General features: G+C 63.4%; 23 protein-coding genes. 13 read left to right on the forward strand and 10 right to left on the reverse strand.

Translation table 11 applies throughout. The features are described 5' to 3' along the window. Positions 1–12: 12 nt before the first annotated feature. Both ACEN9O_RS14680 and ACEN9O_RS14685 read left to right on the forward strand, forming a co-directional pair. Entirely contained in the window at positions 13–1,650 is a 1,638-nt protein-coding gene (locus ACEN9O_RS14680) for an alpha-amylase family glycosyl hydrolase (protein ID WP_495618257.1), read from the forward strand. A gap of 248 nt (positions 1,651–1,898) precedes the next feature. Beyond that, complete coding sequence (locus ACEN9O_RS14685) at positions 1,899–3,713, forward strand: glucokinase (RefSeq protein ID WP_495618478.1); 1,815 nt, start codon at positions 1,899–1,901, stop codon at positions 3,711–3,713. Between the two features lie 76 nt (positions 3,714–3,789). On the opposite strand, the gene ACEN9O_RS14690 is transcribed toward ACEN9O_RS14685, so the two are convergent. Next, positions 3,790–4,533, reverse strand: coding sequence for a MerR family transcriptional regulator (locus ACEN9O_RS14690; protein WP_495618258.1), 744 nt, complete (start codon positions 4,531–4,533; stop codon positions 3,790–3,792). A 138-nt stretch (positions 4,534–4,671) separates the two neighbouring features. Here ACEN9O_RS14690 and ACEN9O_RS14695 point away from each other — a divergent pair, with 138 nt between their 5' ends. Next, a complete protein-coding gene (locus ACEN9O_RS14695) occupies positions 4,672–5,205 on the forward strand; it encodes a PadR family transcriptional regulator (RefSeq protein ID WP_495618259.1) in 534 nt (177 codons plus the stop codon). A gap of 24 nt (positions 5,206–5,229) precedes the next feature. Beyond that, the gene (locus ACEN9O_RS14700) at positions 5,230–6,486 is read left to right on the forward strand and encodes an MFS transporter (RefSeq protein ID WP_495618260.1); all 1,257 of its coding nucleotides are present in this window, start codon (positions 5,230–5,232) and stop codon (positions 6,484–6,486) included. Here the strand turns inward: ACEN9O_RS14700 and ACEN9O_RS14705 are convergent. After that, on the reverse strand, positions 6,483–7,058 hold the full coding sequence (locus ACEN9O_RS14705) for a hypothetical protein (protein ID WP_495618261.1): 576 nt from the start codon (positions 7,056–7,058) through the stop codon (positions 6,483–6,485). The genes ACEN9O_RS14700 and ACEN9O_RS14705 overlap by 4 nt on opposite strands. Before the next feature lie 182 nt (positions 7,059–7,240). On the opposite strand from ACEN9O_RS14705, the gene ACEN9O_RS14710 reads away from it, so the two are divergent. The 5 genes from ACEN9O_RS14710 to ACEN9O_RS14730 all read left to right on the forward strand — a co-directional run bounded on the left by ACEN9O_RS14710 (position 7,241) and on the right by ACEN9O_RS14730 (position 10,398). Next, positions 7,241–8,149, forward strand: a complete 909-nt coding sequence (locus tag ACEN9O_RS14710; RefSeq protein WP_495618262.1) for a 2-dehydro-3-deoxygalactonokinase — start codon at positions 7,241–7,243, stop codon at positions 8,147–8,149. A gap of 2 nt (positions 8,150–8,151) precedes the next feature. After that, entirely contained in the window at positions 8,152–8,772 is a 621-nt protein-coding gene (locus ACEN9O_RS14715; RefSeq protein ID WP_495618263.1) for a 2-dehydro-3-deoxy-6-phosphogalactonate aldolase, read from the forward strand. Between the two features lie 29 nt (positions 8,773–8,801). After that, entirely contained in the window at positions 8,802–9,683 is an 882-nt protein-coding gene (locus ACEN9O_RS14720) for an SMP-30/gluconolactonase/LRE family protein (protein ID WP_495618264.1), read from the forward strand. Between the two features lie 18 nt (positions 9,684–9,701). Beyond that, entirely contained in the window at positions 9,702–9,869 is a 168-nt protein-coding gene (locus ACEN9O_RS14725; protein WP_495618479.1) for a glycosyl hydrolase 53 family protein, read from the forward strand. 103 nt (positions 9,870–9,972) lie between these two features. Next, complete coding sequence (locus ACEN9O_RS14730; RefSeq protein WP_495618265.1) at positions 9,973–10,398, forward strand: DUF7684 family protein; 426 nt, start codon at positions 9,973–9,975, stop codon at positions 10,396–10,398. Between the two features lie 6 nt (positions 10,399–10,404). Here the strand turns inward: ACEN9O_RS14730 and ACEN9O_RS14735 are convergent, their stop codons facing one another. The 3 genes from ACEN9O_RS14735 to ACEN9O_RS14745 form a co-directional block, all read right to left on the reverse strand. Further along, positions 10,405–11,082: a hypothetical protein gene (locus ACEN9O_RS14735; protein ID WP_495618266.1), complete on the reverse strand. Its 678-nt coding sequence runs from the start codon at positions 11,080–11,082 to the stop codon at positions 10,405–10,407. A gap of 66 nt (positions 11,083–11,148) precedes the next feature. Continuing rightward, positions 11,149–11,877, reverse strand: coding sequence for a hypothetical protein (locus tag ACEN9O_RS14740; RefSeq protein WP_495618267.1), 729 nt, complete (start codon positions 11,875–11,877; stop codon positions 11,149–11,151). A gap of 407 nt (positions 11,878–12,284) precedes the next feature. Further along, positions 12,285–13,283, reverse strand: coding sequence for an OmpA family protein (locus ACEN9O_RS14745; RefSeq protein ID WP_495618268.1), 999 nt, complete (start codon positions 13,281–13,283; stop codon positions 12,285–12,287). A gap of 169 nt (positions 13,284–13,452) precedes the next feature. Here ACEN9O_RS14745 and ACEN9O_RS14750 point away from each other — a divergent pair, with 169 nt between their 5' ends. Further along, positions 13,453–14,097 (forward strand): hypothetical protein, encoded by a 645-nt coding sequence (locus tag ACEN9O_RS14750; protein ID WP_495618269.1) that lies wholly within the window; start codon positions 13,453–13,455, stop codon positions 14,095–14,097. 57 nt (positions 14,098–14,154) lie between these two features. On the opposite strand, the gene groL is transcribed toward ACEN9O_RS14750, so the two are convergent. The 5 genes from groL to dgoD all read right to left on the reverse strand — a co-directional run bounded on the left by groL (position 14,155) and on the right by dgoD (position 20,235). Continuing rightward, positions 14,155–15,801: a chaperonin GroEL gene (groL, locus tag ACEN9O_RS14755; RefSeq protein WP_161099843.1), complete on the reverse strand. Its 1,647-nt coding sequence runs from the start codon at positions 15,799–15,801 to the stop codon at positions 14,155–14,157. A 48-nt stretch (positions 15,802–15,849) separates the two neighbouring features. Beyond that, positions 15,850–16,140 (reverse strand): co-chaperone GroES, encoded by a 291-nt coding sequence (gene groES, locus ACEN9O_RS14760; protein ID WP_008451606.1) that lies wholly within the window; start codon positions 16,138–16,140, stop codon positions 15,850–15,852. 173 nt (positions 16,141–16,313) lie between these two features. Continuing rightward, positions 16,314–16,481 carry an ATP-binding protein gene (locus tag ACEN9O_RS14765; RefSeq protein ID WP_495618270.1) on the reverse strand — a complete coding sequence of 56 codons (168 nt, stop codon included), beginning with the start codon at positions 16,479–16,481 and terminating at the stop codon, positions 16,314–16,316. Positions 16,482–16,500: 19 nt separating this feature from the next. Next, a complete protein-coding gene (locus ACEN9O_RS14770; protein ID WP_495618271.1) occupies positions 16,501–19,047 on the reverse strand; it encodes a beta-galactosidase in 2,547 nt (848 codons plus the stop codon). A 39-nt stretch (positions 19,048–19,086) separates the two neighbouring features. Further along, on the reverse strand, positions 19,087–20,235 hold the full coding sequence (dgoD, locus tag ACEN9O_RS14775; RefSeq protein WP_495618272.1) for a galactonate dehydratase: 1,149 nt from the start codon (positions 20,233–20,235) through the stop codon (positions 19,087–19,089). Positions 20,236–20,458: 223 nt separating this feature from the next. Between dgoD and ACEN9O_RS14780 the strand changes: the two genes are divergently transcribed. From ACEN9O_RS14780 to ACEN9O_RS14790, 3 genes are all read left to right on the forward strand, one after another. Continuing rightward, on the forward strand, positions 20,459–21,388 hold the full coding sequence (locus tag ACEN9O_RS14780; RefSeq protein WP_495618273.1) for an SMP-30/gluconolactonase/LRE family protein: 930 nt from the start codon (positions 20,459–20,461) through the stop codon (positions 21,386–21,388). A gap of 48 nt (positions 21,389–21,436) precedes the next feature. Then, positions 21,437–22,399: a LysR substrate-binding domain-containing protein gene (locus ACEN9O_RS14785; protein ID WP_495618274.1), complete on the forward strand. Its 963-nt coding sequence runs from the start codon at positions 21,437–21,439 to the stop codon at positions 22,397–22,399. Between the two features lie 141 nt (positions 22,400–22,540). Continuing rightward, positions 22,541–25,147 (forward strand): TonB-dependent receptor, encoded by a 2,607-nt coding sequence (locus ACEN9O_RS14790; protein WP_495618275.1) that lies wholly within the window; start codon positions 22,541–22,543, stop codon positions 25,145–25,147. Positions 25,148–25,159 lie beyond the last annotated feature (12 nt).

Raw genomic sequence — 25,159 nt, forward strand, 5'->3', positions numbered from 1 at the left:
CCGGATTTTCTTATGACTAAGCAACTTACACAAGTTTCCCCGCACTCCCAGGACTGGTACCGCGAGGCGATCATCTACCAGGTCTACCCGCGCAGCTTCAACGACACCAACGGTGACGGCATCGGCGATATACCTGGTATTACGGCAAAGCTGGACTATATCGCATCGCTGGGCGTGGACATCGTCTGGATCTCGCCTTATTTCAAGTCGCCGATGAAGGACTTCGGCTACGACATCTCCGATTACTGCGATGTCGATCCGATGTTCGGCACGCTGGCCGACTTCGACGTGATGATCGCCAAGGCGCACAGCCTGGGCCTGAAGATCATGATCGACCAGGTGATGGCCCACACGGCCGAGGAGCATGCGTGGTTCAAGGAGAGCCGCTCCAGCCGCGACAATCCCAAGGCCGACTGGTACGTCTGGTCCGATCCGGCACCGGACGGCAATCCACCGAACAACTGGATGTCGGTGTTCGGCGGCTCGTCGTGGCAGTGGGACACGCGCCGTCGTCAATACTATTTACATAATTTCCTGGTCAGCCAGCCGCAGGTCAATTTCCACAACCCGCAAGTGCAGCAGGCGCACCTGGACGCGCTGCGTTTCTGGCTGGAGCGCGGCGTCGACGGCATCCGCCTGGACGCCTGCAATTTCCACTTCCACGACCAGGAGCTGCGCAGCAACCCGCCGGCCGTCAACCGCGACACCGCCACCGTCTCGGACGTCAACCCCTACGGCATGCAGGCGCACATCTACGACAAGAGCCGCCCGGAGAACCTGGCCTTCCTGCAGAAGCTGCGCGCGCTGCTGAATGAATACAAGGCGGTCGCCATCGGCGAAGTGGGCGCCGACGATTCGCTGGCCGTGATGGCCGAGTACACCGCAGACGGCGACAAGCTGCAGATGGCCTACAGCTTCAACCTGCTGGTGCCGACCTGCTCGTCGCACTACATCCGCAAGCAGGTGGAGAATTTCGAAGCGCGCGTCAAGGGCGGCTGGGCTTCCTGGTCGGTCGGCAATCACGACGTGCAGCGCGTGGCGACCCGCTGGGGCGGCCCGGACGCGCCGGTGGCCTTCGCCAAGATGATCCTGGCGATGCAGCTGTCGCTGAAGGGCACGCCGTGCCTGTACCAGGGCGACGAGCTGGCCTTCGCCGAGGCGGACGTGCCGTTCGAGCTGCTGCAGGACCCGTACGGCATCACCTTCTGGCCGGAGTTCAAGGGCCGCGACGGCTGCCGCACGCCGATGGCCTGGACCAGCGACGCCAACGGTGGCTTCACCGAAGGCAAGCCATGGCTGCCGGTATCGCCGGACCACCTGGCCAAGGCGGCCTCGGTGCAGGAGGGCGATGCGGCGTCGTCGCTGGAGTTCACCCGCAAGTTCATCGCCTGGCGCCGCAAGCTGCCGCAGCTGACGCGCGGCGCGATCCAGTTCTTCGATACGCCGGAACCGGTGCTGGCGCTGCGCCGCGATGCAGAAGGGGAGCGTGGCATCATCGCCGTGTTCAACCTGGGTGCGGAGCCGGTCAGCTGCGCGCTGCCGCAGGCGGTGGGCGCCGAGCAGATGGACGGCTACGGCCTGCCGGGCACGGTGGTGGATGGCCAGGTGCAGCTGCCGGCCTTCGGTGCCTGGTTCGGTTACGCCCGCTGACAGGTTCATTCCCGCGCAGGCGGGAATCCAGGCATTGCCTGAATTCCCTCCATACTCAGCATGGACTCCCGCCTGCGCGGGAGTGACGGTGGTAGGAACGCGGGAGTGACGGGCGCGGGAATTTCCTTCTTAACATTACGTATTTCGGGTATGCTTCCGCCAACTGTTTTGACTGAATTGACGATGAAACAAGCTGAAGTAGATCAAAAACTGAACCGCACCGCACCGCCTTCGCCGACGGCCCGCGCCTGCTGGCCGACATCGGCGCGACCCACGCCCGCTTCGCCTTGCAGACCGCGCCCGGCGAGTTCCGCGCGGTGCGCGTGCTCAAGTGCGACGACTACACCGACATCGTGGCGATGCTGCGCTCCTACCTGGCGGACCACTCCGATGTCACCTTGAACCACGCGGCGCTGGCGGTGGCCAATCCGGTCAGCGGCGATCATGTACGCATGACCAACCGCGACTGGGAATTCTCCACCGACGAGGTGCGCCGCGCGCTGGGCCTGCACACGCTGCTGGTGGTGAACGACTTCACCGCGCTGGCGATGTCGCTGCCGGGCCTGAAGCCGGCCGATTTGATGCAGGTGGGCGGCGGCAAGCCGGCCTCCAATTCCGTCATCGGCGTGCTGGGGCCGGGTACCGGCCTGGGCGTGTCGGGCGTGATCCCGACCGTGGACGGTTTCGTCACGCTGGGTTCGGAAGGCGGCCACACCAACTTCGCGCCGGCCGACGAGCGCGAATATTCGATTTTGCAGTACGCCTGGCAGACCTGGTCGCACGTATCGACCGAGCGCCTGATCTCCGGCCCCGGCATGGAGATCATCTACCGCGCCATCGCCAAGCGCAATGGACGCCAGGTGCGCGACCTGACGTCGCAGGAGATCATGGCCGGCGCGCTGACCGACAAAGACCCGCTGTGCCTGGAAGTGCTGGAATGCTTCTGCGCCATGCTGGGCGGCGCCACCGCCAACCTGGCCGTGACCCTGGGCGCGTTCGGCGGCATGTTCATCGGCGGCGGCATCGTGCCGCGCATGGGCGAGTGGTTCGCCTCGTCGCCGTTCCGCACGCGCTTCGAGGCCAAGGGCCGTTTCACCAGCTACCTGTCGGAGATTCCGACCTATGTGATCACCACGCCCAACCCGGCGTTCTACGGCGTGGCGACGATTTTGTCCGAGCACCTGCGCGGACGCAGCGGCGCCAACACGCTGATGGAGCGCGTGCAGCACTTGCAGCACGAGCTGACGCCGGCCGAGCAGCGCGTGGCGCAGCTGGTGCTGGAGCAGCCGCGCCTGGTGCTGAACGAACCGATCGCCGACATCGCGCGCCTGGCCGAAGTGAGCCAGCCGACCGTGATTCGTTTCTGCCGTTCGCTGGGCTTCCTGGGCCTGGCCGATTTCAAATTGAAGTTCGCCAGCAGCCTGACCGGCGCGATTCCTGTGCGTCACAGCCAGGTGCGCGTCAGCGACAGCACGCACGACCTGAGCGCCAAGGTCATCGACAATACTGTTTCCGCGATCCTGAAATTCCGCGACCAGCTGGATGTGCGTTCGCTGGACAAGGCGATCGCGCTGGTGGCCAAGGCCAAGCGGGTCGAGTTCTACGCGATGGGCAATTCGCGCGTGGTGGCGCTGGATGGCCAGCACAAGTTCTTCCGTTTCCGTATTCCGACCTCGGCCTATGGCGACTCGCACCTGCTGACCCTGGCGGCCGAGCTGTTGAATCCGGGCGATGTGGTGATCGCCATCTCCAATTCCGGCAAGCTGCCGGACCTGCTGGCGGCGGTCGACGCGGCGCGGGCGGCGGGGGCGGACGTCATCGCCATCACGTCGAGCAACTCGCCGCTGGCCAAGAAAGCCAGCGTGTGCCTGGCGGTCGACCACAGCGAAGACAGCACGACCTTCCTGTCGATGATCTCGCGCATCCTGCAGCTGCTGCTGATCGACATCCTGTCGGTGGGCATATCGCTGGACGCGCAGAACTCGCGCCTGGTGGTCGAACACAAGACCGCCAGCGGCGGCGACGACAACCGCCGCCTGCTGATCTCCCACCTCGACAGCTAAAACACCGGGGTCAAGTCTGACATTCGGACACGGGCTCTGCCGTAGCGGCCGCTACGGCAGAGCCCGTGTCCGAATGTCAGACTTGACCCCCGACGTAGTGTTGCACCGCGTGCAGCATGAACGTCGCCAGCTCCGGGTGGAGCTTGTCGAAGTTGGCTTTGAAGCGCGGGTCTTCGGAGTAGGTGGCGGCCAGGCTGGTCAGCTGCTCCACCTGCGGCACCCAGAAGTATTCCAGATGGTCGCGCCAGCGCTGCACGATCGCCTGCACCGCCGCGCTGTCCGCTCCCTGCGGCATGGCCGCGACCATATCGGTATAAACAGTATTCCCTTCCGCCATGATGGCGTCCTGCCTGGCCTTGCTGTAGGCGCCCCATTGCTTGGTCGATGCCCGTACCGTGGCGGCGTCGTAGCGCTGCTCCGCTTCCTGTGCATACGCCTGCTGCTGCGGCTCGTTCAAGCCGGAGAATAAACCTTCGCTGCTCATGATCTGCTTTCCTTGTAAGTGGAGGATGGTGTTGTCCACAGTCGCGATCAGGCCTTGCAGTCGTTCGGCCTGGTTGCGCAGCGCTTCCTTGTGACTGAGCAGCGCGGCCATGACGTCGAAATCGTCGCGGTCCATCAGCTTGCGGATCTCCGCCAGCGGCACGTCCAGCTCCCGGTAGAACAGGATCTGCTGCAGGCGCAGCTGCGCCGCCTCGCCGTAATAGCGATAACCGTTGTCGCCGACGCGCGATGGCTTCAGCAAGCCGATCTCGTCGTAGTAGTGCAGCGTCCGGGCGGTGACGCCGGTCAGTTTGGACAGTTGTTTTACTGTGAGCATGGCAGCATCGTGAACTCTGACGTGGCGTGAAGGTCAAGCGCAAATTATATAAAAAAGTCCTTGAACTCTTCCGTAAAGAGGTTAAGATATATCTCAATAAGTTATATCTTAACTTGTTATATCGGAAGGAAAGCCAAAATGTTTAGATTTTTACATCATCAACATCGCCATCACGCCATGCATGGCGACCATCACCACCATCGCGGCGGCGGCGGTCGTGGCCGGGGTCCGAAGATGTTCGACGCCGGCGCCATGCGCTACATCGTGTTGCAGCTGATCGCGGAAAAGCCGCGCCACGGCTATGAAATCATCAAGGAGCTGGAGCAGCGTTCCGGTGGCGGCTACACGCCCAGTCCCGGCGCTATCTATCCGCTGCTGTCGATGCTGCTCGACATGGGCCATGTCGTGGCCACCGCCGACGGCAACAAGAAGCTGCACACCATTACGCCGGAAGGCGAGGCCTTCCTGGCCGAGAACCGCCAGTTCGTCGATGCCATCGTCGCCCGCATGAGCGATCCGGCCGAGTCGCGCGACGACCTGCGCACCATCATGCATGAACTCAAGCACGCGGTGATCGCCCAGGGCCAGGAGAACCATCCCAGCGCCGCCAAGCTGGAGCTGATACGCGCCATCCTGCGCCGCACCACCGCTGACATCCTGGCGCTGGAATAAGCCCGCTGAAGGGAGCACAACAATATGCAAGCAAATTCCCCCTTGACCTTGCCGCTGCCGGCGGCGCGCGAACGCCTGGTGCTGTGGCTGCTGGCGCTGACGCAGTTCACCGTCATCATGGATTTCATGGTGATGATGCCGCTGGCGCCGCAGCTGATGCGCGCCTTTTCCATCGAACCGGCCGCCGTGTCCGGCGCGGTGTCGGCCTACGCCTGGTGCGCCGGCCTGTCCGGCCTGCTGGCCTCCATGTATATCGACCGCTTCGACCGCAAGCGTTTGCTGCTGACGATGTTCGCGCTGTTCACCTTGTCGAACCTAGCCTGCGCGCTGGCGCCCAACTTCCACATCCTGGTGCTGTCGCGCGCCTTTGCCGGCCTGACCGGCGGCGTGCTGGCCTCCATCATCATGGCCATCATCGGCGACCTGATTCCGGCCGAGCGCCGCGGCGCCGCCACCGGCATCGTGTTGACCTCGTTCAGCCTGGCCGCCGTGGCCGGCGTGCCGACCGGCGTGATGCTGGCCGCGAACTACGGCTGGGCCTCGCCGTTCTATCTGCTGGTGGTGTTTTCGCTGCTGATCTGGGGCGCGGCCTGGCGTGTGCTGCCGTCGCTCAACGGCCATTTGACGCGGCGCGTGCCGCTGTCCGAAGTGCTGCCCAATCTGATCGGCCTGTACCGCGTGCGCGGCCATCTGAAGGCCTTCCTGCTGTCAGGCGTGAACATGTTGACGGGCATGCTGGTGATCCCCTTCATCTCGCCGGTGCTGGTGGAGAATATCGGCGTGCAGCCGGCAGAGATCACCTTTGTCTACCTGGCCGGCGGCGTGGCCACGCTGTTCAGCGCGCGCAGGATAGGCAAATGGTCGGATCGCGTCGGCGCCCAGCGGGTGTACCGCTATATCGCGCTGTTCTCCATCCTGCCCATCATGTTCATGACGCATATGCCGGTGATCCCGCTGGTGGCGGTGATCCTGTTCTTCCCGTTCTTCATGATGGCGCTGTCGGGCCGTAACATCCCGCTGCAAGCGCTGATGACGACGGTGCCGGAGCCGGCCAGGCGTGGCGCCTTCCTCAGCTCCAACTCGGCGATCCAGCAATTGGGCAGCGGCGTGGGCGCGCTGTTGGGAGGTTTGATGCTGCATACCGACGCGGCCGGACATATCGTCGGCTACGGCCTGAACGGCTGGATCGCAGCCGGTCTGACCTTGTTCTCGGTGTTGTGGATAGGGCAGGTGGGTGCGGCCGCGAAGGCCGCGCCGCTGGCGGAGCAGAAGCTCGCTTAACCGTCGATGCCGGTGCGCTTGGCCGGGTGTTTTTCACGGCGCCAGCGCGCCAGGCTGATGACCTCGTCCGTGCTGGCGTCTTCCACCAGGATTTCCTCGTCGCTCGACGAGACCAGGAAGCTTTCCCAGCGCTGCGCCGCATCGCTGCTGTTTTCCACAAAGCTGAACTGCCAGTAGCTCTTGCCGTTCAGCTTGCGCGGGGCCGGGTCGTACTCGATCAGGGCGCCGTGCGATTTTCCGCCGGAGTTCTTCTCCACGATGGCCGACCAGGCTTGCAGTTCCGGCAACGCCATCAGCGCGGCGGCGGCCTGTTCCTTGGTGCGCACATGCTGGACTTCGGCCGGGGCCGACGGCGTCACATTGGCGGCCGCGCGCGGCGCCACCGTCGCGCTGGCGGACGCCGAAGCCGAGGCCGAACCGCTGGCGCTGGCCGGCGGCTTGGCATGGGCCGGCAGGACCTGGGATTCGGCCGGCTTCATGGCGGCAAAATAAACACCCCCGCCCAACAACAGCGCACCGGCGAAGGCGCCTGCAATGAACAGATTTCGGGTGGACGGAGTGCGAGATGCCATAAACGGGATGCCTGGATTGTTGGTTGCGGTCATACTAAACCAAAGGCATCCGAGGGGCAACTTTTACCGGCCTCAGCAGCCCTTGGCTATACCATTTTGGTATTACTTCCGCGAGATAATTCATTGGAGTCCAGGCGGCCTTTTTCGTACCATGACGGCAGCGTCGTAAATGGGATTGCATAGTGGACAAAAATATACTGGCGGTGGACTGGGGCACAAGCAACCGCCGCGCCTATCTGGTCGATCAACACGGCGCTTGCCTGGCCGAACGTGAGGATGACCAGGGTATGCTGGCGGTCGGCGGGCGCGAGCGTTTCGGCGCCTCGCTGGCCGGCCTGCTGGACGCCATGGGCGTGGACGGCCGGGTGCCGGTGATCATGTCCGGCATGGTCGGCAGCGCCTCCGGCTGGCAGGAGGTCGATTACCTCGACAGCTCGGTGCCCTTGCAGCGCCTGCCGCAACACCTGGCGCCGGTGACCGACGCCGACTGGGCCGGCCGCTGCCGCATCGTTCCCGGCTATTGCTATCGCAACGGCGCCGCCGTCGACGTCATGCGCGGCGAGGAGACCCAGCTGCTGGGCGCGGTGGCGCTGGGCCATCGCGACGGCTGGCTGGTGCTGCCCGGCACCCACAGCAAATGGGTGCTGCTGCGCGACGGCTTGATCCAGTCGCTGTCCACCTACATGACCGGCGAGCTGTTCGCCATGCTGTCGGCGCGCGGCACCTTGTCGTCCATGATGGGCGGCGACGCCTCCGATGCCGAGGGTTACGCCATCGGCCTGGACCAGGCCGTCCTGAACGAACCCTTGTCGAACACCTTGTTCCGGGTGCGCGCCGGCGTGGTCTCGCGCAGCGCGCCGCAGGCGCTGGCGCCGGCCGTGGTCAGCGGCCTGCTGATCGGCGCCGAGTTTGCCGCCGCCACCCGCGCGCTGACCGGGACCGGCGGCGCGGCCGGCATCACCGTCATCGGCTCGCCGGCGCTGGCCGCCCGCTACGCCGTGGCCGCCGGGCACTTCGGCCTGCGCTGCGAGGTACTCGATCCGCATCGCGTGTACTGCACCGCGATCTCCCAATTCATCCAACAGGCTTGATCATGACTCCTTCCCATCCCACCATTCCCCTGGTCGCCATCCTGCGCGGCCTGCAACCCGCGGAGGCGGTCGCGGTCGGCAGGGTGCTGCACCAGGCCGGCTTCCGCGCGCTGGAAGTGCCGCTCAACCGTCCCGGCGCCCTCGAATGCATCGCCGCGCTGGTCAACCAGCAGTTGCCCGACACGCTGGTCGGCGGCGGCACCATGCTCAACGTCGGCCACGTCGAGGCCGTGTATGAGGCGGGCGGGCGGCTGCTGGTTTCGCCGAACTGCAATCCGGCCGCGATCCGTCGCGCGGCCGACCTGGGCATGTACTGCGCGCCCGGCGTCGCCACGCCGACCGAGGCCTTCGCCGCGCTGGACGCCGGCGCCCATGCGCTGAAGCTGTTCCCGGCCGATATGGTCGGCCACAACGGCCTGAAGGCGTTCAACAGCGTGGTGCCGGCCGGTACGCCGATGTGGCCGGTCGGCGGCATCACCCCGGACAATATGGAAGGCTGGGTACGCGCCGGCGCCACCGGCTTCGGCATCGGCGGCCAGCTGTACACGCCGGGCGTGAGCCTGGACGAACTGGGCCAGCGCGCCGCCGCCTATGTCGGCAAGTGGCGCGCTTTATCCGTATGATGGCGAATTCGATACTTGGAGTGAAACTGATGAGCAAGCATGACGTGCAATGTATCTGGGAAGCCGGCGCTGAGCTGGGCGAAGGCCCGCTGTGGGTGGCGGAGCAAAATCGCCTGTATTTCGTCGACCTGAAAAACCAGATGCTCCATTCGCTGGACGCCACCAGCGGCCAGCGCCGCAGCTGGGCCATGCCCGACTACATCTGCTGGCTGATCGCGCGCCGCGACGGCGACGGTTTCATGGCCGGCCTGCGCGACGGCATCGCCCGCGTGTGGCTGGAGCCGGAACTGCGCGTCGAATACCTGGCGCGTCCATTCCCGGCCGGCAGCGCCCAGCGCATGAACGACGCCAAGGTCGACAACGCCGGCCGCATCTGGGCCGGTTCCATGCACAACACCGACTACGCGCAGACCATCGGCCAGCTGTTCCGGCTCGATACCGACCTGTCGCTGACGGTGGCGGACCAGGGCTATCACATCTGCAACGGCCCGGCCTTCAGCCTGGACGGCACCACCATGTACCACACCGACAGCTATGAAGGCCGTACCTACGCCTATCCGCTGGCGGCCGACGGCACGCTGGGCGCGCGCCGCCTGTGGCGCCAGTTCGGCGACGGCGAAGGTTCGCCGGACGGCATGACGGTCGACAGCGAAGGCTGCGTCTGGATCGCGCAGTGGGGAGGCAGCCGCGTCTGCCGCTACTCGGCGGACGGCGAACTGCTGGACACCATCCATGTGCCGGTACGCAATCCCGCCTCGTGCACCTTTGGCGGCGCCGACCTCAAGACGCTGTACATCACCACCGCCCGCGAGGACAACACGCCCGAGCAGTTGCGCGAGTTCCCGCTGACCGGCGGCGTGTTCGCTGTGCGGCTGGAGGTGGCCGGCGTGCCTGCAGCGCGCTTCGGCTAGGACTCATGAAGTTCAGGAATTTGCTGTGGGCGTTGTGCGGCCTGGCGTTCAGCCTGGCCGCACAGTCCGCCACTTTCGCCAGTCGACTTCCATTACAGTGACAGCTGGGCCGATCCCGGCCTGCAGACCAAGCCGGCGGCCTGGGCCAACCACACGCTGGCGCGAATGGGTACAGGTCGGCAATGAGATCAACAGCGGCTACGACGCCACCAAGGCGGTCTATCCTGATGCCAAGGAGGGGCGGGCTCCTCCCTGTTAAAATCCGGGATTCGATATTTATGGTCCCATCATGCAGAAGCCAGTCATCCGTTATTTACACCTGACCCCGGACAGCGATCTTCCCGCGCTGGAAGGCCTGTCGACATTCAAAGCCGTGCTGGTCGTCGAGGCCGATGTGGCGGAGATGATGATGTGGGAAACCTGCCGTTGGCTGGTGGAGTCCGGCTGCGCGCTGGCGCTCACGTGGGGCAGGCAGTGCGAGGCCTGGCGCGAAGCGATCGAAGACGCCAGCCTGGAAGCGGTCAACTACGAAGACGTGCCGGACGAACAAAAGCTGATCGTCACAGCGCACGAGGACGAAGAGCTGGGCGAAGCTTTCTGGTACGCCAGACACCGCGCCGCGCATCCCGCGCACGAACTGCGCGAGACGCTGATCCTGCACATCGCCGACACCCCGCGCCGCGAGGAGCTGGAAGCGGAGTATCGCGACGCCTGAACGGTTTTATTCGCAGCCCTTTTGTTCTAAGGCTTCTTGAACCGATGCCTTTGCACTGACCAGACTCATTCCGGACTCGAATGGCGGCGCGCTGAACGGTGCATAGATGATTCCATTTGAAACCTCACGCAGACGTGGAACCCCGACAAAGGTTTTGTCGGCCTTCTCCGTATCGTCGCCTTGAATGACCATCAGGTACCGACGGCCTTTGACATAGCTGGCCAGAGGATTGTTTATTCGGAACCTTTCCCCCTTATACTCGACCTCTCCCCCTGGAACGATCAGGTCGAAGATTTGGTCCTTCGGGCTCGAACCTACCCTCCAGCTATCCACCATCTTGAAACGCAACTTGGTGAGAATTCCCTTGTCATCCTTTGCAACGAACGATTTGGAATCCTGGAGATCAGCCACGCCGAATATGGAAAAGCGGCAGGCGTAGGAACGTAGATATGATGGGCGGTCGCCCATCCTCACCGGCTCTGGATGTTCGAACGAGGTTAACCCCCGCACGCCGTCGGGAAGTCTGCTTTCGATATCGACCAGTGTATGATTCTGGTGCTTGGGATAGAACTCCACTCCCTTCTCTCGATCCTTGTCATCAACGGTCAAACCCGAATTGGCTGCCATCACCGAGGTGGCTGCCACCACCAACAGCGCAGCGATTAACGTTTTTCTCTGAAGCATAATTCAATCCATTTCTTGGCAAGTGAGAGTACTTGGCAGACCTTCAGCCGCTTAACGCACTGCTACCTATTCGGTGCAAGCATCAAGCTCTGGTTCGGGTATTTCGCTGGCAATCCTGCAGAACCACTTGGGGCCTGCGACCTGAATACAATCGTCGTACGGCTTCGGCCCCGAGCACGTCCAGCCGCCGTTTTGCCATTTGCACTCCTCCTCGGGGGGAGCACCGGGCGTGCGCGGATCATAGACAGTCATGCGGCCGGTATATGGCGCGTCAACCTGCGTCATCGCATCAATCGTGCCCTGCAGCTTGACCACTGCAACGGCGTATGCCAGGTTGATGTCCTTTTCATCGATAACAAGAAATGCATGGCCGGCCGCGGCGCCTCTGCCAGCCACCGCAATTCGCGTTTTTCCCGATGATGAATATTTCATGCGTAGGTCGGCATATTCTGCCGGGAACGGACGGACGTTAATCGTGGTGCACGCGACTCTCGGGGAGTTGAGCACAACGGCGCACACAAACAGCTCATATTTCGACCGCGCCACCCAGCTGGCGCGGGCATTGCTGATAATCGGTGCCGGATAGATACCCTCTATATTCGCCATGTTCTTCGGCATCTCGACGGTATAGCAAATGCCCGCAGGATCATCGCAGATGGCAGCGGCCTGACCGCCTTGCCACTTCATTTTCGGAGTTGTAAAGTCCGCCGCATGAGCGTTGCTCACGCCGGCAAATAATATGAAGGGCACGGCCAGAGTTCGGAGTGCCCTCTTAAAACGAATGATTTGCCACATTGTTTTTTTCCACTAGTGAAATTATTGAAATTCGGCTTGCAGCGGCGATATTGAATCAAGGCTGGCAAGTTCCGCCCCCGCCTCCGCAGTGGCGGCAAACGCTTGGGTAGGTGTCTTATGGAAAATTTTCACTGAGGTGATCCTGATCAAAGTCAAGAAGGTCACTGCATTGCTGGCCTAGTTGGAAAAGACATTGAAGAATTATTATATTGCAAAAAAATCATGCAAAATCACCAATTGCGATAACCATGTTTCGCAAAATGAGCGGCCGAGGGCCACCTCGTTACCATGGGGCGGATGAGCGTTAGGGGGATGTGGAAGGATACGACGAGGACAGGTGCAAAGAATTATTGCTGAAAATGGAGGCCGCGTCGCTGATCGCGCTGTAGCCCCCGCTGCCGACTTGTTTACTGCTTGACCAGCTCGACCCGGCGATTCTTTTCGCGTCCGGCCTCGGCATCGTTCGAGGCCGCCGGCGCATACGAGGCCACGCCCTTGGCGCTCAGCCGCTTGGCGTCGACCTTGTAATCGGCCGCCAGCACCTTGATCACCGACTCCGCCCGCTTCTGCGACAGCTCCAGGTTGTGCGCCAGCGCGCCCTGGTTGTCGGTGTGGCCGACCACGTACAGCTTCAGCTTGGCGTCCTGCTGCAATAGTTTGGCCATCTCGGCCAGCGCATCCTTGGACTCCGGCTTGACGTCGGTCTTGTCGGTGTCGAAGAAGACGCCGTACACCGCCACCTTGCCGTCGGCCGCGATGCCCTTGGCCATGTCGGCCGCGTTCAGGTTGGCTGATACCTTGCCGCCTTCCATCGCCTTGGCTTCGACGATCTCGACATAGATGCCGCCCAGCTTGTCCTGTACCGGCGCCACCGAGTACACGGCTACATGGACCAGCGAGCCGTCCGGCCGCGTGCCTTTGGCCAGCAGGTAGCGTTCGTCGTTGCGGCCGTAGTTGAACGGGTCCCAGCTGGCTTCGGCGCCCTGGATGAAATGATCGCCGACGCGTTTTTCGAGGAAGAATTCGCCGAAGTTCTTGCCGCAAGTATCCTTGGCGCAGGCGAACACGGTTTTCAGTCCGGCCTTTTCCAGCGCCGCCTGGTAGTTGCGCATGACCTCCAGCGCCGAGCGTTCGGGCGGGAAGTTGTAGGCCATGCGGGTGTATTTTCCTTCCAACAGCAGCGTGCTGTCGAACGCCATCTGGCCACCCCGGTTATCGACGCGTTTGCCCGATGGCAGCATCACCTCGTCGAATTCCTTGAGGCCGTAGCCGACCATCTTCGACCCTTCAAAGCGAGACAGCAGCGGATGATCCTTGCCGCCCTTGACGGTGTCCTGCGCCGGCATCTTCTGGGCATGGGCGAGGCCGGCGCACAGCAGCAATGGAAGAAGGCGATAAGCACGCATGGCGGTCCCGTCTGAGGAAAGTGGAGGAACGTCGATTGTAGGCAGGGATTGTCTTTAAATCAATCTTAACTTTTCAATCGAATCGGCCCCGGCGGTGATAATTGTTGTATTTCCTACTTTAATTAAATGATATCCTTCTCGCGCATTTGTTAAATTTTTTGGAGGATGTATGAGCAAACTCAAGGTGCTCGCCCTTGTGGGGGCATTGTCCGTGGCCGGTTGCGGTGGCGGAGGTTATAGCGCGCCGTCGGTACCGCTGGCAGCTAAAACGGCCACCATATCGGGCAGCGTCAGTGGCCTGGCGTCCAACAGCACCGCGCTGCTGGTCAATAACAACGCGGAGACCATCGCCGTCGGCGCGAACGGCGGCTTTAAATTTGCCAATCCGGTGGCGTCCGGCGCGGCCTACAGTGTCACGCTGTTTGCTAACCCGAACGGCAACGTCTGCACCGTCGCCAATGGGACGGGCACGGTCGCGGCAGATGGGGGCGATATCAGCAATGTCGCCGTGACGTGCCAGGTTGCGGCGGTCGGGCTGGTGAAATACTACGTGGGGGTGACGGTGTCGGGTCTGTCGGCCGGCAATTCCGTCAGTTTCTCCGACGCCAACGGCAATATCCTGAAAGCCAGCGCCAACGGACTGAGCGTGTTTGCGCAGTCGTATTCGCCGCTGGTCGGCAATGGCGCGAGTTATAACGTGACGGTCTCGAGCAATCCGACCGGCCAGACCTGCACCTTGACCAACAACGCGGGCACGAATAGCAGCGGCGTCAGTTTCGTCGATTTCATCAACGTCACCGCGGTCTGCAAATAAAAAAAGCCAGCTTCCGAAGAAGCTGGCTTTTCTGTACAGCGAGGCTTATGCCGGCAATTACATCATGCCGTCCATACCACCCATGCCGCCCATGCCACCCATACCGCCCATGCCGCCGGCTGGCTTGTCTTCGGTGACTTCAGCGATCATGCAGTCGGTGGTCAGCATCAGGCCAGCGATCGATGCTGCGTTTTGCAGTGCCGAACGGGTGACTTTCGCTGGGTCCAGAACGCCCATTTCAACCATGTCGCCGTAGGTGCCGTTGGCAGCGTTGTAACCGTAGTTACCTTTGCCGGCCAGAACCGCAGCAACCACCACCGACGCTTCTTCGCCGGCGTTTTGCACGATCATGCGCAGTGGCTCTTCCATCGCGCGCAGAACGATCTTGATGCCAGCTTCCTGGTCAGGATTGTCGCCTTTGACGTTCAGTGCGGCACGAGCGCGCAGCAGGGCTACGCCGCCGCCTGGCACGATGCCTTCTTCCACGGCAGCGCGGGTTGCGTGCAGTGCATCTTCAACGCGGGCTTTCTTTTCTTTCATTTCAACTTCGGTGGCTGCACCGACTTTGATCACGGCAACGCCGCCGGCCAGCTTGGCCACGCGCTCTTGCAGTTTTTCACGGTCGTAGTCCGAGGTCGCTTCTTCGATCTGCACGCGGATCTGCTTGACGCGGCCTTCGATGCCTTCAGCACGGCCAGCACCGTCGATGACGATGGTGTTTTCCTTGCCGACTTCGATACGCTTGGCCTGGCCCAGTTCTTCCAGGGTGATTTTTTCCAGGGTCATGCCGACTTCTTCAGCAACCACTTGACCGCCGGTCAGGATCGCGATGTCTTCCAGCATGGCCTTGCGACGGTCGCCGAAGCCTGGGGCCTTGACTGCGCAGGTTTTCAGGATGCCGCGGATGTTGTTCACAACCAGGGTTGCCAGTGCTTCGCCTTCGATGTCTTCGGCGATGATCAGCAGTGGACGGCCGGCTTTAGCGACTTGTTCCAGTACCGGCAGCAGGTCACGGATGTTGGAGATCTTCTTGTCGCACAGCAGGACGAACGGATTGTCCAGGATCGCGACTTGCTTTTCCTGGTTGTTGATGAAGTATGGCGACAGGTAGCCGCGGTCGAACTGCATACCTTCAACGATGTCCAGCTCGTCGTTCAGCGACTTGCCGTCTTCCACGGTGATGACGCCTTCCTTGCCGACTTTTTCCATCGCTTCAGCGATGCGGTCGCCGATCGACGAATCCGAGTTGGCGGAGATCGAGCCAACCTGGGCGATTTCCTTGGTGGTGGTGCATGGACGGGCGATGATGGCGATCTGCTCGACGGTGGCGGCAACGGCCTTGTCGATGCCGCGCTTCAGGTCCATCGGGTTCATGCCGGCGGCCACGAACTTCATGCCTTCGCGCACGATGGCTTGTGCCAGCACGGTCGCGGTGGTGGTGCCGTCGCCGGCGTTGTCGCTGGTGCGGGAAGCAACTTCCTTGACCATTTGCGCGCCCATGTTCTGCAGCTTGTCTTTCAGTTCGACTTCCTTGGCGACCGACACGCCGTCCTTGGTGACGGTAGGGGCGCCGAACGAGCGTTCCAGCACAACGTTGCGGCCTTTAGGGCCCAGGGTGACTTTGACTGCGTTGGCCAGGACGTTGACGCCTTCAACCATTTTGGCGCGCGCTGCGTCGCCGAAAATTACTTCTTTAGCTGCCATGTTGTTTCTCCAGAATTAGGTGAGTACTAGTGCAAACGTGCGGGTCAATTACTTGACGACGATTGCCATGATGTCTTCTTCGCGCATGACCATCAGTTCCTGGCCGTCGACTTTGACGGTTTGACCGGCGTATTTGCCGAACAGGACGCGGTCGCCTACTTTGACATCCAGCGGACGGACTTTGCCATCTTCCAGAATCTTGCCATTGCCGACGGCGAGGACTTCGCCTTGATCCGGTTTTTCAGCAGCCGCATCAGGGATGATCAGGCCGGACGCAGTTTTGGTTTCCTGGTCGAGGCGTTTGACGATTACGCGATCGTTCAAAGGGCGAAGGTTCATTCAAAACTCCTTAAATTAACAATGGTACAGTTTGTTGCCACACCAATAAGCTTGCTGTGGCGGAAAGTTTGGCCGAGAGCGCTGTTAGCACTCCCTTGGAACGAGTGCTAATTATAGGGACGGTATTGGGCTATTTCAAGACATACTTGCTGAATTGATGTGATTGGGCCGGCTCAGGCGGCGGGCAGGGTCAGCCGGAAACGCACCTGGCCCGGCTCCGCGTCGGCCAGCGTCAGGTTGCCGCCGTGGGCCGCGGCGATGTCGCGCGCCCGCGACAAAGCCAGTCCCACGCCGGCTGCGCGGCGTCGGTGGGACTGGTCGGGCCGGTGAAACGCGGCCACTTCCGTGCTGAAGTTTTATTTAAGGCGACACGCGCAGTCGATACACGGGTATCACGCTGACGCTGCGCAGGGTGGCGATTTGAGGCTGGCCAGCAAAGTCGGGGCGCGCCTCTTTCGGCAGGTAGATGGGCGCATCGGCGCGCAGCGGCAGGACGGACACGGTCAACGGCTGGTCGAGCAGGGCGCTGGCCTGGCGCAGGCCGAATTGCCATTGGTAGCCGCTGTAGTACCAGTCGTCCAGCATGTGCGTGCCCGAGTACAGGCGGCCGATGTCGCCGACGAAGTCGATTTGCAGCAGCGCGTCGTCCAGCCCGCGCAGCTGTTCGCGCGGGACGTTGATCTGCCACGCGCCCGCGGCCTTGAAGTTTTCCGGCAGCGGCTGCAGCGCGGCTTTCGCGCCGCCGCCGATGACGATGGGCGCCGCCTCTTGCGCCGCACGCGTCGGCGTAACGATGGCCTTCACATCGCGCACAGGCAGCTCCGCTTCGAAGGCCTGGAAGATGCCGTCGTTGCCGGCGGCGCGCAGGGCGACGCGCTCCACGGCTGTGGGCTTGCTCTGATTGTCCGTGGCGCTCTTGCCCGCAGCCGTCCATGCAGGGCTGGCGGTGCTTGCCTTTGGCTGACCGCTCAACGCAGGGTAGACGGCGAAGCGGAACTTGTTGCTGCCCGCCGAACGCATTTGCAGCGCGCCGTCGGCGACGTAGGTCTGCTGGCCGCTCAGGATCAGGCGGCGCTGGCCGCCCAGCTCCGCCACGCTCAGTTGCTGCGATTGTTCCGCCGTCAGCACGACGATGGTCAACGGACGCTTGCCTTCACGCTGCACAGTCAGCGCCGCGCCGGCGCCGGGCTGCACGCCGCGCACCAGCGCGCGCCCGCCAGCCACGGAAGCCTGCGCGCCGTTGGCATGGATCTGCGGTGCGAGCGCGGCGTCGAACGCCAGCTCCACCGGCACGCCAGCGCTGGCGCCAAACACCGCCACCACGCCGGCCTTGCCCTGGTCGAGCAAGGCCAATGGCTGTGCCGTCGCATAGGCGAGGTTGACGCCGTCGAGATCAAGGTTCAGCGGCCAGATGAAATAAGCGCCGTCGGCGATATCGACCGGCGTGCTTGGCAGGGTGATGGTCTGGCCCGGCAGCTTGACCGAGAACTGCGTGGCCTGCTGCGCCGCCATCGGGTACTGGCGCACGTGGTTGTTCACGAACAGGAAGCCGCGATCACCCTCGCTGCGGACGGCGAAGCGCGCCGTCTTCAGATCGTCCGGCGTGGCGGGCGACGCTTCCGGCTTACGCACCGTCATCGGCGCCAGGCGCGAGCCGAAATCGTGCAGGAACAGATGGAAGGGCCGCAGCTTCTCCAGCACCTTGCGCTGCTGGCCATCCGGCCCAAGCGGGGCCTGGAAGTCGTAGCTGATCATGGTGGTGTCGTTGTAGCCGCCGCTGAGGGTACTCTCTTCCATCGAGGTGCCACCCAGGCCAGTCGGATTGCGGCCGCCGTGGAACATGTAGTAGCCCATCAGGTTCACGCCGGAACCCAGCTGCACCGGCAGCATCGACGCGATATCGTCCGCCGACACCACCGTGCGGCGGCGGTACATGAAGGGCAGGCCCGCGCCATATTCGGCGCCGAGGAAGGGCGTCACATCCTTGTCCGTCTCCGCCGTGCCGGGCGCGTGGGCGGCGGTCTGCGCACCCAGGTCGCCGCTGACGCGGGTGTCGAAGCGGAATGCGTAAGTCTCTTTTGGCGGCAGCTCCCTGGTGCTGGTGCCCCAGGGCTCGTCGGGATAGCCGCCGAACACCGGCGTCACTTCGCCGTCCGGATAGATGGTGCCGTCCCAGCCGGTGACGGTGTAGTAGGGCACGTCCATCCCCGCCTTCAGCGCCAGCTTCTTCAGCGCGGCGATGTGCGCCGCGCCCTGGCCGGGACCATCGATGTTGTATTCGTTTTCCAGCTGGATGCCGATGACGTGGCCGCCGTCCTTCCACAACTGGCCCTTGAGCTGGGCGCCGATCTGCGCGTACAGCTTCTCCACCAGCGCCATGTACTGCGGATCGTTGGAGCGGGTCGGCATGGCGTTGACCACCCAATCCGGAATGCCTCCGTAACGCACTTCCGCATGCGCCCACGGGCCGACGCGCACCACCACGTCCAGCCCGGCCCTGGCGGCCAGCTGCACATAGCGGCGCAGGTCGCGGTTGCCCTGCCAGTCGAATTTGCCGGCCACCTCTTCGTGGTGGTTCCACATCACGTAGCTGGTGACGATGTCGATGCCGGCGGCCTTCATCTTGCGCAGCTCCGCTTCCCATTGCGAGGCGGGCGTGCGGCTGTAGTGGAACTCGCCCATCACCGGCAGCCACGGCGCGCCGTTGCGTGTCAGGTAGCGGGCGTTGGCGCCCAGCCTGTCGCCGTTGGGCGCGACGGAACTGCCCATGCGCAGCGCCGCCGCTTTCGGTACGGGAGTCGCTGCGCTGGCGTCGATGGACAGAATGGTATCGGCGCTGGCGGTGCTGGCCGCCAGGGCGCCCGCGATCAGCGCGGCGCCCGAATGGCGGCGCAACAAAAATGGCATGTAGTCTCCGTTATTTTTTTTATCGGCTTGCCGCCGTGCCTACCACTCGGCGACGCTGCCGTCCGCGTGGCGCCACACCGGATTGCGCCAGTCCGGCGCGTTTTTGCTGGCTGCGATCACGCGCTCCTCGTCGACCACCACGCCCAGGCCAGGCTTGGTCAGCGGCTTCATGTAGCCGTCGGTGATGAGGAAGTCTTCCTTGTTGACGACGTAGTCCAGCAGTTCGCCGCCCTTGTTGTAGTGGATGCCCATGCTCTGTTCCTGCAGCACGGCGTTGTACGACACGAAGTCCACGCTCAGGCAGGCCGCCAGCGCGATAGGGCCGAGCGGGCAGTGCGGCGCCAGCGTGATGTCGTAGGCTTCCGCCATCGAGGCGATCTTCATGCACTCGGTGATGCCGCCTGCGTGCGACAGGTCCGGCTGCGCGATGGACAGGCCGCCGGCATGGAACACGTTCTTGAATTCGAAGCGCGAGTACATGCGCTCACCGGCCGCCAGCGGAATCGACGTGGTCTCGGCCAGGCGCGGATAGTATTCGGCCTGCTCGGCCAGCACTGGCTCCTCGACGAACAGCGGGCGATACGGCTCCAGCTCACGCAGCAGCACCTTGGCCATCGGCGCGGCCACGCGGCCGTGGAAGTCCAGGCCGAATTCGATGCTGTTGCCGAAGGCCGCGCGGATCTCGGCCACGCGCTCGACCGCCTTGTCGACGGCGGCGGCGGTGTCGAGCATCGCCAGTTCCTCGGTGGCGTTCATCTTGAACGTATTGAAGCCGCCTTCGCGCAGCTTGCGGATGTGGTCAATGATGTCGGAAGGACGGTCGCCGCCCACCCAGCTGTACATCTTCATGCGGTCGCGTACCAGGCCGCCCAGCAGCTCATACACCGGCTTGCCCATGACCTTGCCCTTGATGTCCCACAGCGCCTGGTCGATGCCGGCGATGGCGCTCATCGTGATCGGGCCGCCGCGGTAGAAGCCGGCGCGGTACATGGTTTGCCACAGGTCGTTGATGCGGGCCGGGTCCTGGCCGATCAGGTACGATTCCATTTCCTGCACCGCCGTCTCCACGGTGCGTGCGCGGCCTTCGATGACCGGTTCGCCCCAGCCGACGACGCCTTCATCGGTTTCGATCTTGAGCAGCATCCAGCGCGGTGGAACACGGTAGGTCGTCAGTTTGATGATTTTCATAGGAGTGGAAAAGTAAGTTCAGGAACAGCGTCCAGTCTAAGCCTGCCAGCTAGGCTGGAAATATGATTAATTCGTAAGTAGGCATATCAATATCGCATAGCATTAGGCGGCGGCGCCTACCTATGCGATATCGGCATGCCAGCGGGCGAATTATTCATATCTGCGAAAGGGAAGGTCCGCTTAGACTGGCGCGGTCACGTCATCTACCTGGAGCGCCCGCAGCATGAGTCAACCGAGTACGCCCCTCGCCTCCACGCCCGGCATCATGCTGGTGCGCGCCGGCCAGGCCGGATGCGCGCTGCGCTGGGACGCCCAGGCGGCCCGCTGGCGCTGGCCGGACCCGCGCGGCGGCCAGCTGTATGCCTGGCCCGCCCAGGACGGCATGCCGAGCGGCGTGCGCCTGATGGAGAGCGCCGGCGTGATCGCGTGCTGCCGTTCCGGGCGCATGCTGCTAGGGCAAGGCAAGCGCCTGGGCATGGCGGAGCTGCTGACCGCCGGCCAGTCCGGCCGCCCGCTCCTGACGCAGGTGCTGGCGACCATCGACGCCGCCGAGGCGCGCACCGTTATCAGCGACGGCAGCACCGACCGGCACGGGAATTTTGTCTTTGGTACCGCTAACACCGGCGCCGACCAGCGGCCTATCGGCAGCTTTTACCAGTATTCGACCCAGCATGGGCTGCGCCGCCTGGCCTTGCCGGTGGTGGTCACGGCGCGCAGCATCGCCTTCAGCGTGGACGGCGCGCGCATGTACTTCGCCGACGCCGCCAGGGGCGACATCATGCAATGCGCCTACGATGCGGAGCGCGCCAAGGTAAGCGATGTGCGCGTGTTCGCGTCGGCGCCGGGGCGGGAGCGCGGCGCCGCCACCGTCGACAGCGCGGACACGCTGTGGAGCGTGCAGGGCGGGGCGCTGGCGCAGTACGGCGACGACGGCCAGGTGCGCCAGTACATCGAACTGGCGCGCGAGCCGGTGGCCGGCATGGCCTTCGGCGGCGCTGGATTGCAGCAGTTGCTGCTTCTGGGCGCGTGCGGCGGCCTGTATGGATTGCCGGCCGGCGTGGCCGGGGGCTTGGCGCCCGGCGTGGCCGACACCCCGTTCGATGACGCACCGGCGGACGTCGCCGCTTCCCAACTTGCAGGCCAGGGTGATTGACGCTGCATCGGCGCGCCCTTATGATGGGCGATCCAGAAAATCACCCTTATGACCGACTCAAGCTCCGACCGCTTCGTCCGCTCCCACCTGAAAACCCGCCATCTGGTATTGCTGGTCGAATTGGGCCGGCACGGATCGATTGCGCATGCCGCGCAAGCCGCCAACCTGACCCAGCCCGGCGCGTCCAAATTATTGGGCGAGCTTGAACACGCCCTTGGCGTTCAGTTGTTCGAACGCCTGTCGCGCGGGGTCGCGCCGACTTGGTACGGCAAGGTGCTGATACGGCGCGCCGGCGCCGCGCTGGCGGAAATGGACGCGGCGCACCAGGAGGTGATGGAGCTGTTGTCCGGCCTGCGCGGACGCGTGGGCATCGGCACCGTGCTGGCGCCGGCCACCGGCCTGGTGCCGAAGGCGATCAACCTGCTGAAATCGCGCCACTCGCGGGTGCATGTCTCGGTCAGCATGTCGACCAGTAAAGCGCTGGTGGAGCGCCTGCGCAGCGGCGAGCTCGATCTGGTGGTGGGCCGCATCCTCGACACGGCGGCCGCCGACGAACTCAATTTCGAACCGCTGACGGACGAGCCGCATCTGCTGATTGCGCGCGCCGGCCATCCGCTGGCCGCGCGCACCGACCTGCGGCTGGAGGACCTGATGGCGCAGTGCTGGATACTGCCGCCGGCCGGCAGCATCCTGCGCGACCGCCTGACCGCGCTGTTCCTCTCGCACGGCCTGGAGCAGCCGGCGGAAACCGTCGAGACCCTCGACCTGCCGGTGGTGGCCAGTCTCATCATGAGCAACGACATGATCGTCGCGCTGCCGTCGGACGCCGTGCAGCCGTATCTGGAGGCCGGCCTGATGACGATACTGCCGTTCGATCTGGGCGTGAGCATGGATTCGTTCGGCATTGTGACGCGCAAACGGCACCAGCTCTCGCCTGGCGCCGATGCGATGCTGCTGGCGCTGCGCGATGCCGCGGCAAGCATCTATCCCCACTATCAACGTCCAGAGTAAGCGTACTCAAGCGTGATATACGAACTTCGTATGGCACGCACGCAATAAGCTATTGGAAGTGCTTCTTTCGTTTCGTTAGCATCCAGTTATTCGTCCAGGTCGTCAATCAGAGACGAAACCAAAACAACACCGGAGATGCACATGAAGCACAAAAAAATGAGCTGGCTCATTGCCACGCTCTTCACTTCCCCTTTGCTGGTCCAACAAGCGCTTGCCCAGGAAGCCGCAGCCGAACCCCAACAAGTAAACGTCACCGGCATCCGTGCCTCGGTGCGCAACGCGCTGGCGGCGAAGGACGCTTCGAACAGCATCGTGGAAGTGATTTCGTCGGAAGACATCGGCAAGCTGCCGGATACCACCATCGCCGAATCGCTGGCGCGCCTGCCTGGCATGGCGTCCGGCCTGGATCGCGGCAACGCCAGCCAGATCATCGCGCGCGGCATGGGCCCGCGCTTCATCGGCGCCACGTTGAACGGCCGTGAACTGGCTTCGTCGGAGCCTAACCGCGCGGTGCGTTTCGAGCAGTTCCCGTCGGAGTCGCTGAGCGGCGCCACCATCTACAAGACGCAGAACGCCGAACTGGCCGAAGGCGGCATCGCCACCACCATCGACCTGCAAACCGTCTCGCCGCTGAAGTATTCGGGCCGCCAGGTTTCGCTGAAGGCGGATGCGTTGTACTACGCGCTGGCCAAGGACATCGGCGGCGCCGACAAGACCGCGCCGCGCCTGGGTGGCGTCTACATCGACCAGTTCAACAACAAGACGCTGGGCGTGGCGTTGGCCTTCAGCTACCAGGACCAGCCGTCGATGCAGAAGAACATCCGTCACTGGGGCTTCAACGAGGACCACTCGGCTGACCTGAACGGCGACGGCAAGGTGGACAAGACGCCGTGGGGCTTCCAGGACGACGTCCGTCACGGCAAGGACAAGCGCACCAGCGTGCTGGCCAAGGCCGAGTGGAAGCCGAACAAGGACGTGCTGATCACCGCCGACAGCTACTACGCCAAGACCGCGATCGACGAGGCGCAACTGCAGCACTGGACCGGGGACATGGGTAACTGGGATGGCGGCAACTCCGGCAACTTCAGCAACCTCGATATCCGCAACGGCTATGTGGCCGGCGGCACCGTCAACTGGGTCAACGTCATCAACAACGACGCCCGCTGGATCCAGGATAACAGCGTCGCCGCCAGCGGCTTGAACGCCAAGTTCGACATCGGCGACTGGAAGGTGGAGTCGGACCTGTCGTCCTCGCACGCGATGCGCGCCAGCCAGTGGCGCGACCTGCGCCAGACGTCGAAAAACAGTACCACCATCAACTGGTCCTTCACGGGCGACGAGCGCCAGAGCTACGACTTCGGTGGCCTGGACACCGGCAACCCGGCCAACTTCGGCACGCCCACGCTGTATGTCGACACCGACGGCCATGTCAAGGATCTGCTGAACGCCGTGTCGTTGAGCGCCTCGCGCCCGATCGAGAACAGCATCGTCAGCCGCCTGAAGGTCGGCGTGCGCGCCACCGACCGCGAGAAGAGCTATCGCCAGACCACTTGGCAGCTGAGTCCGACGGCGGCGATTCCCGACTCGGCCTACGAGACCGTCAACGTCAGCGGCTTCCCTTCGTATATCGCGTTGAAGGACTTCGGTGCGTCGACCGCCGCTGCCTTTGGCTCCAACGCCTTTAATCCCGAGGGTCAGATGCGGCAGGATTGGCAAATCCGGAACGATGCATTGTCGGGTTGGAAGGTCAAGGAGCGCAGCACCTCGGCCTTCGTGCAGGGTGACCTGGACGGCGAAGCCTTCGGCAAGACCTATCGCGGCAACGTCGGCGTGCGCCTGGTGCACACCACGCAGACCGGCTACGGCGCGCAGTCGCTGAACGGCGCGGCGCCGACCGCAGTGGAAGGCGGCACCTCGTACAACGAGATCCTGCCTAGCCTGAACCTGATCTTCAACATGGACGAGGCGCAGGAACGCCAGGTGCGTTTCAGCGTGGCGCGCGCCATGTCGCGGGCGCCGCTGGACGAGATGCGCGCATCGCGCAACCTGAACGTGGTATCGGATTCCACGCAGCCGGTCACCGGCAGCGCCGGTAATCCTGAGCTGAAGCCGATGATGGCCAACCAGGTCGACCTGGCCTACCAGTGGTACTTCGGCAAAGGCGCTCTGATGTCGGCCGGCGCGTTCTACAAAAAGGTATCGCGCTACGTCGCCATCACCAGCGACACCACCACCGTCAACGGCCGTCCAGCCACCATTACCCGTTCGGTCAACGGCGACGGCGGCGACATCCGTGGCCTGGAGCTGGTGTACCAGCAGGCCTTTACTTCGCTGCCTGCGCCGTTCGACGGCCTGGGTATCGCCAGCAACTACGCCTACACGACCAGTAACATCCGCGAGAAAACGCCGAGCGTGAATCCTTATCCGATCGAAGGTCTGATGAAGAGCAACGGCGGCGTGACGCTGTGGTACGAGAAGGCCGGCTACGAGGCGCGCGTGTCGGCCAACTACCACAGTGCTTTCGTGCGTAATCCAACCTGGGGCGCCGGCCAGCTGATCGAGAACGAAGCGGAAACCTATGTGACGCTGAACCTGGCCAAGCAACTGACGCCGAACGTCCAGCTGCGCTTCGGGGTCGACAACCTGACCAACCAGAAGGCCGTCTATACCAGCGCGAACATCCCGGTGCAGCAGGAGGTGACCGAGTTTGGCCGCCGCTTCAACCTGGGGCTGTCGTTTAAGCTGTAATCTGTTTTATCG

Source organism: Duganella sp. Dugasp78 (assembly GCF_059491455.1).

Excerpts from the sequence above, each read along its gene's own strand:
- groES (WP_008451606.1), bottom strand. The coding sequence starts at position 16,140 with ATGAACCTTCGCCCTTTGAACGATCGCGTAATCGTCAAACGCCTCGAC.
- dgoD (WP_495618272.1), bottom strand. The coding sequence starts at position 20,235 with ATGAAAATCATCAAACTGACGACCTACCGTGTTCCACCGCGCTGGATG.
- ACEN9O_RS14700 (WP_495618260.1), top strand. The coding sequence starts at position 5,230 with ATGCAAGCAAATTCCCCCTTGACCTTGCCGCTGCCGGCGGCGCGCGAA.
- ACEN9O_RS14745 (WP_495618268.1), bottom strand. The coding sequence starts at position 13,283 with ATGCGTGCTTATCGCCTTCTTCCATTGCTGCTGTGCGCCGGCCTCGCC.
- ACEN9O_RS14730 (WP_495618265.1), top strand. The coding sequence starts at position 9,973 with ATGCAGAAGCCAGTCATCCGTTATTTACACCTGACCCCGGACAGCGAT.
- ACEN9O_RS14705 (WP_495618261.1), bottom strand. The coding sequence starts at position 7,058 with ATGGCATCTCGCACTCCGTCCACCCGAAATCTGTTCATTGCAGGCGCC.
- ACEN9O_RS14780 (WP_495618273.1), top strand. The coding sequence starts at position 20,459 with ATGAGTCAACCGAGTACGCCCCTCGCCTCCACGCCCGGCATCATGCTG.
- ACEN9O_RS14740 (WP_495618267.1), bottom strand. The coding sequence starts at position 11,877 with ATGTGGCAAATCATTCGTTTTAAGAGGGCACTCCGAACTCTGGCCGTG.
- ACEN9O_RS14720 (WP_495618264.1), top strand. The coding sequence starts at position 8,802 with ATGAGCAAGCATGACGTGCAATGTATCTGGGAAGCCGGCGCTGAGCTG.
- ACEN9O_RS14770 (WP_495618271.1), bottom strand. The coding sequence starts at position 19,047 with ATGCCATTTTTGTTGCGCCGCCATTCGGGCGCCGCGCTGATCGCGGGC.
- ACEN9O_RS14695 (WP_495618259.1), top strand. The coding sequence starts at position 4,672 with ATGTTTAGATTTTTACATCATCAACATCGCCATCACGCCATGCATGGC.
- ACEN9O_RS14690 (WP_495618258.1), bottom strand. The coding sequence starts at position 4,533 with ATGCTCACAGTAAAACAACTGTCCAAACTGACCGGCGTCACCGCCCGG.
- ACEN9O_RS14680 (WP_495618257.1), top strand. The coding sequence starts at position 13 with ATGACTAAGCAACTTACACAAGTTTCCCCGCACTCCCAGGACTGGTAC.
- groL (WP_161099843.1), bottom strand. The coding sequence starts at position 15,801 with ATGGCAGCTAAAGAAGTAATTTTCGGCGACGCAGCGCGCGCCAAAATG.
- ACEN9O_RS14785 (WP_495618274.1), top strand. The coding sequence starts at position 21,437 with ATGACCGACTCAAGCTCCGACCGCTTCGTCCGCTCCCACCTGAAAACC.
- ACEN9O_RS14715 (WP_495618263.1), top strand. The coding sequence starts at position 8,152 with ATGACTCCTTCCCATCCCACCATTCCCCTGGTCGCCATCCTGCGCGGC.
- ACEN9O_RS14790 (WP_495618275.1), top strand. The coding sequence starts at position 22,541 with ATGAAGCACAAAAAAATGAGCTGGCTCATTGCCACGCTCTTCACTTCC.
- ACEN9O_RS14750 (WP_495618269.1), top strand. The coding sequence starts at position 13,453 with ATGAGCAAACTCAAGGTGCTCGCCCTTGTGGGGGCATTGTCCGTGGCC.
- ACEN9O_RS14735 (WP_495618266.1), bottom strand. The coding sequence starts at position 11,082 with ATGCTTCAGAGAAAAACGTTAATCGCTGCGCTGTTGGTGGTGGCAGCC.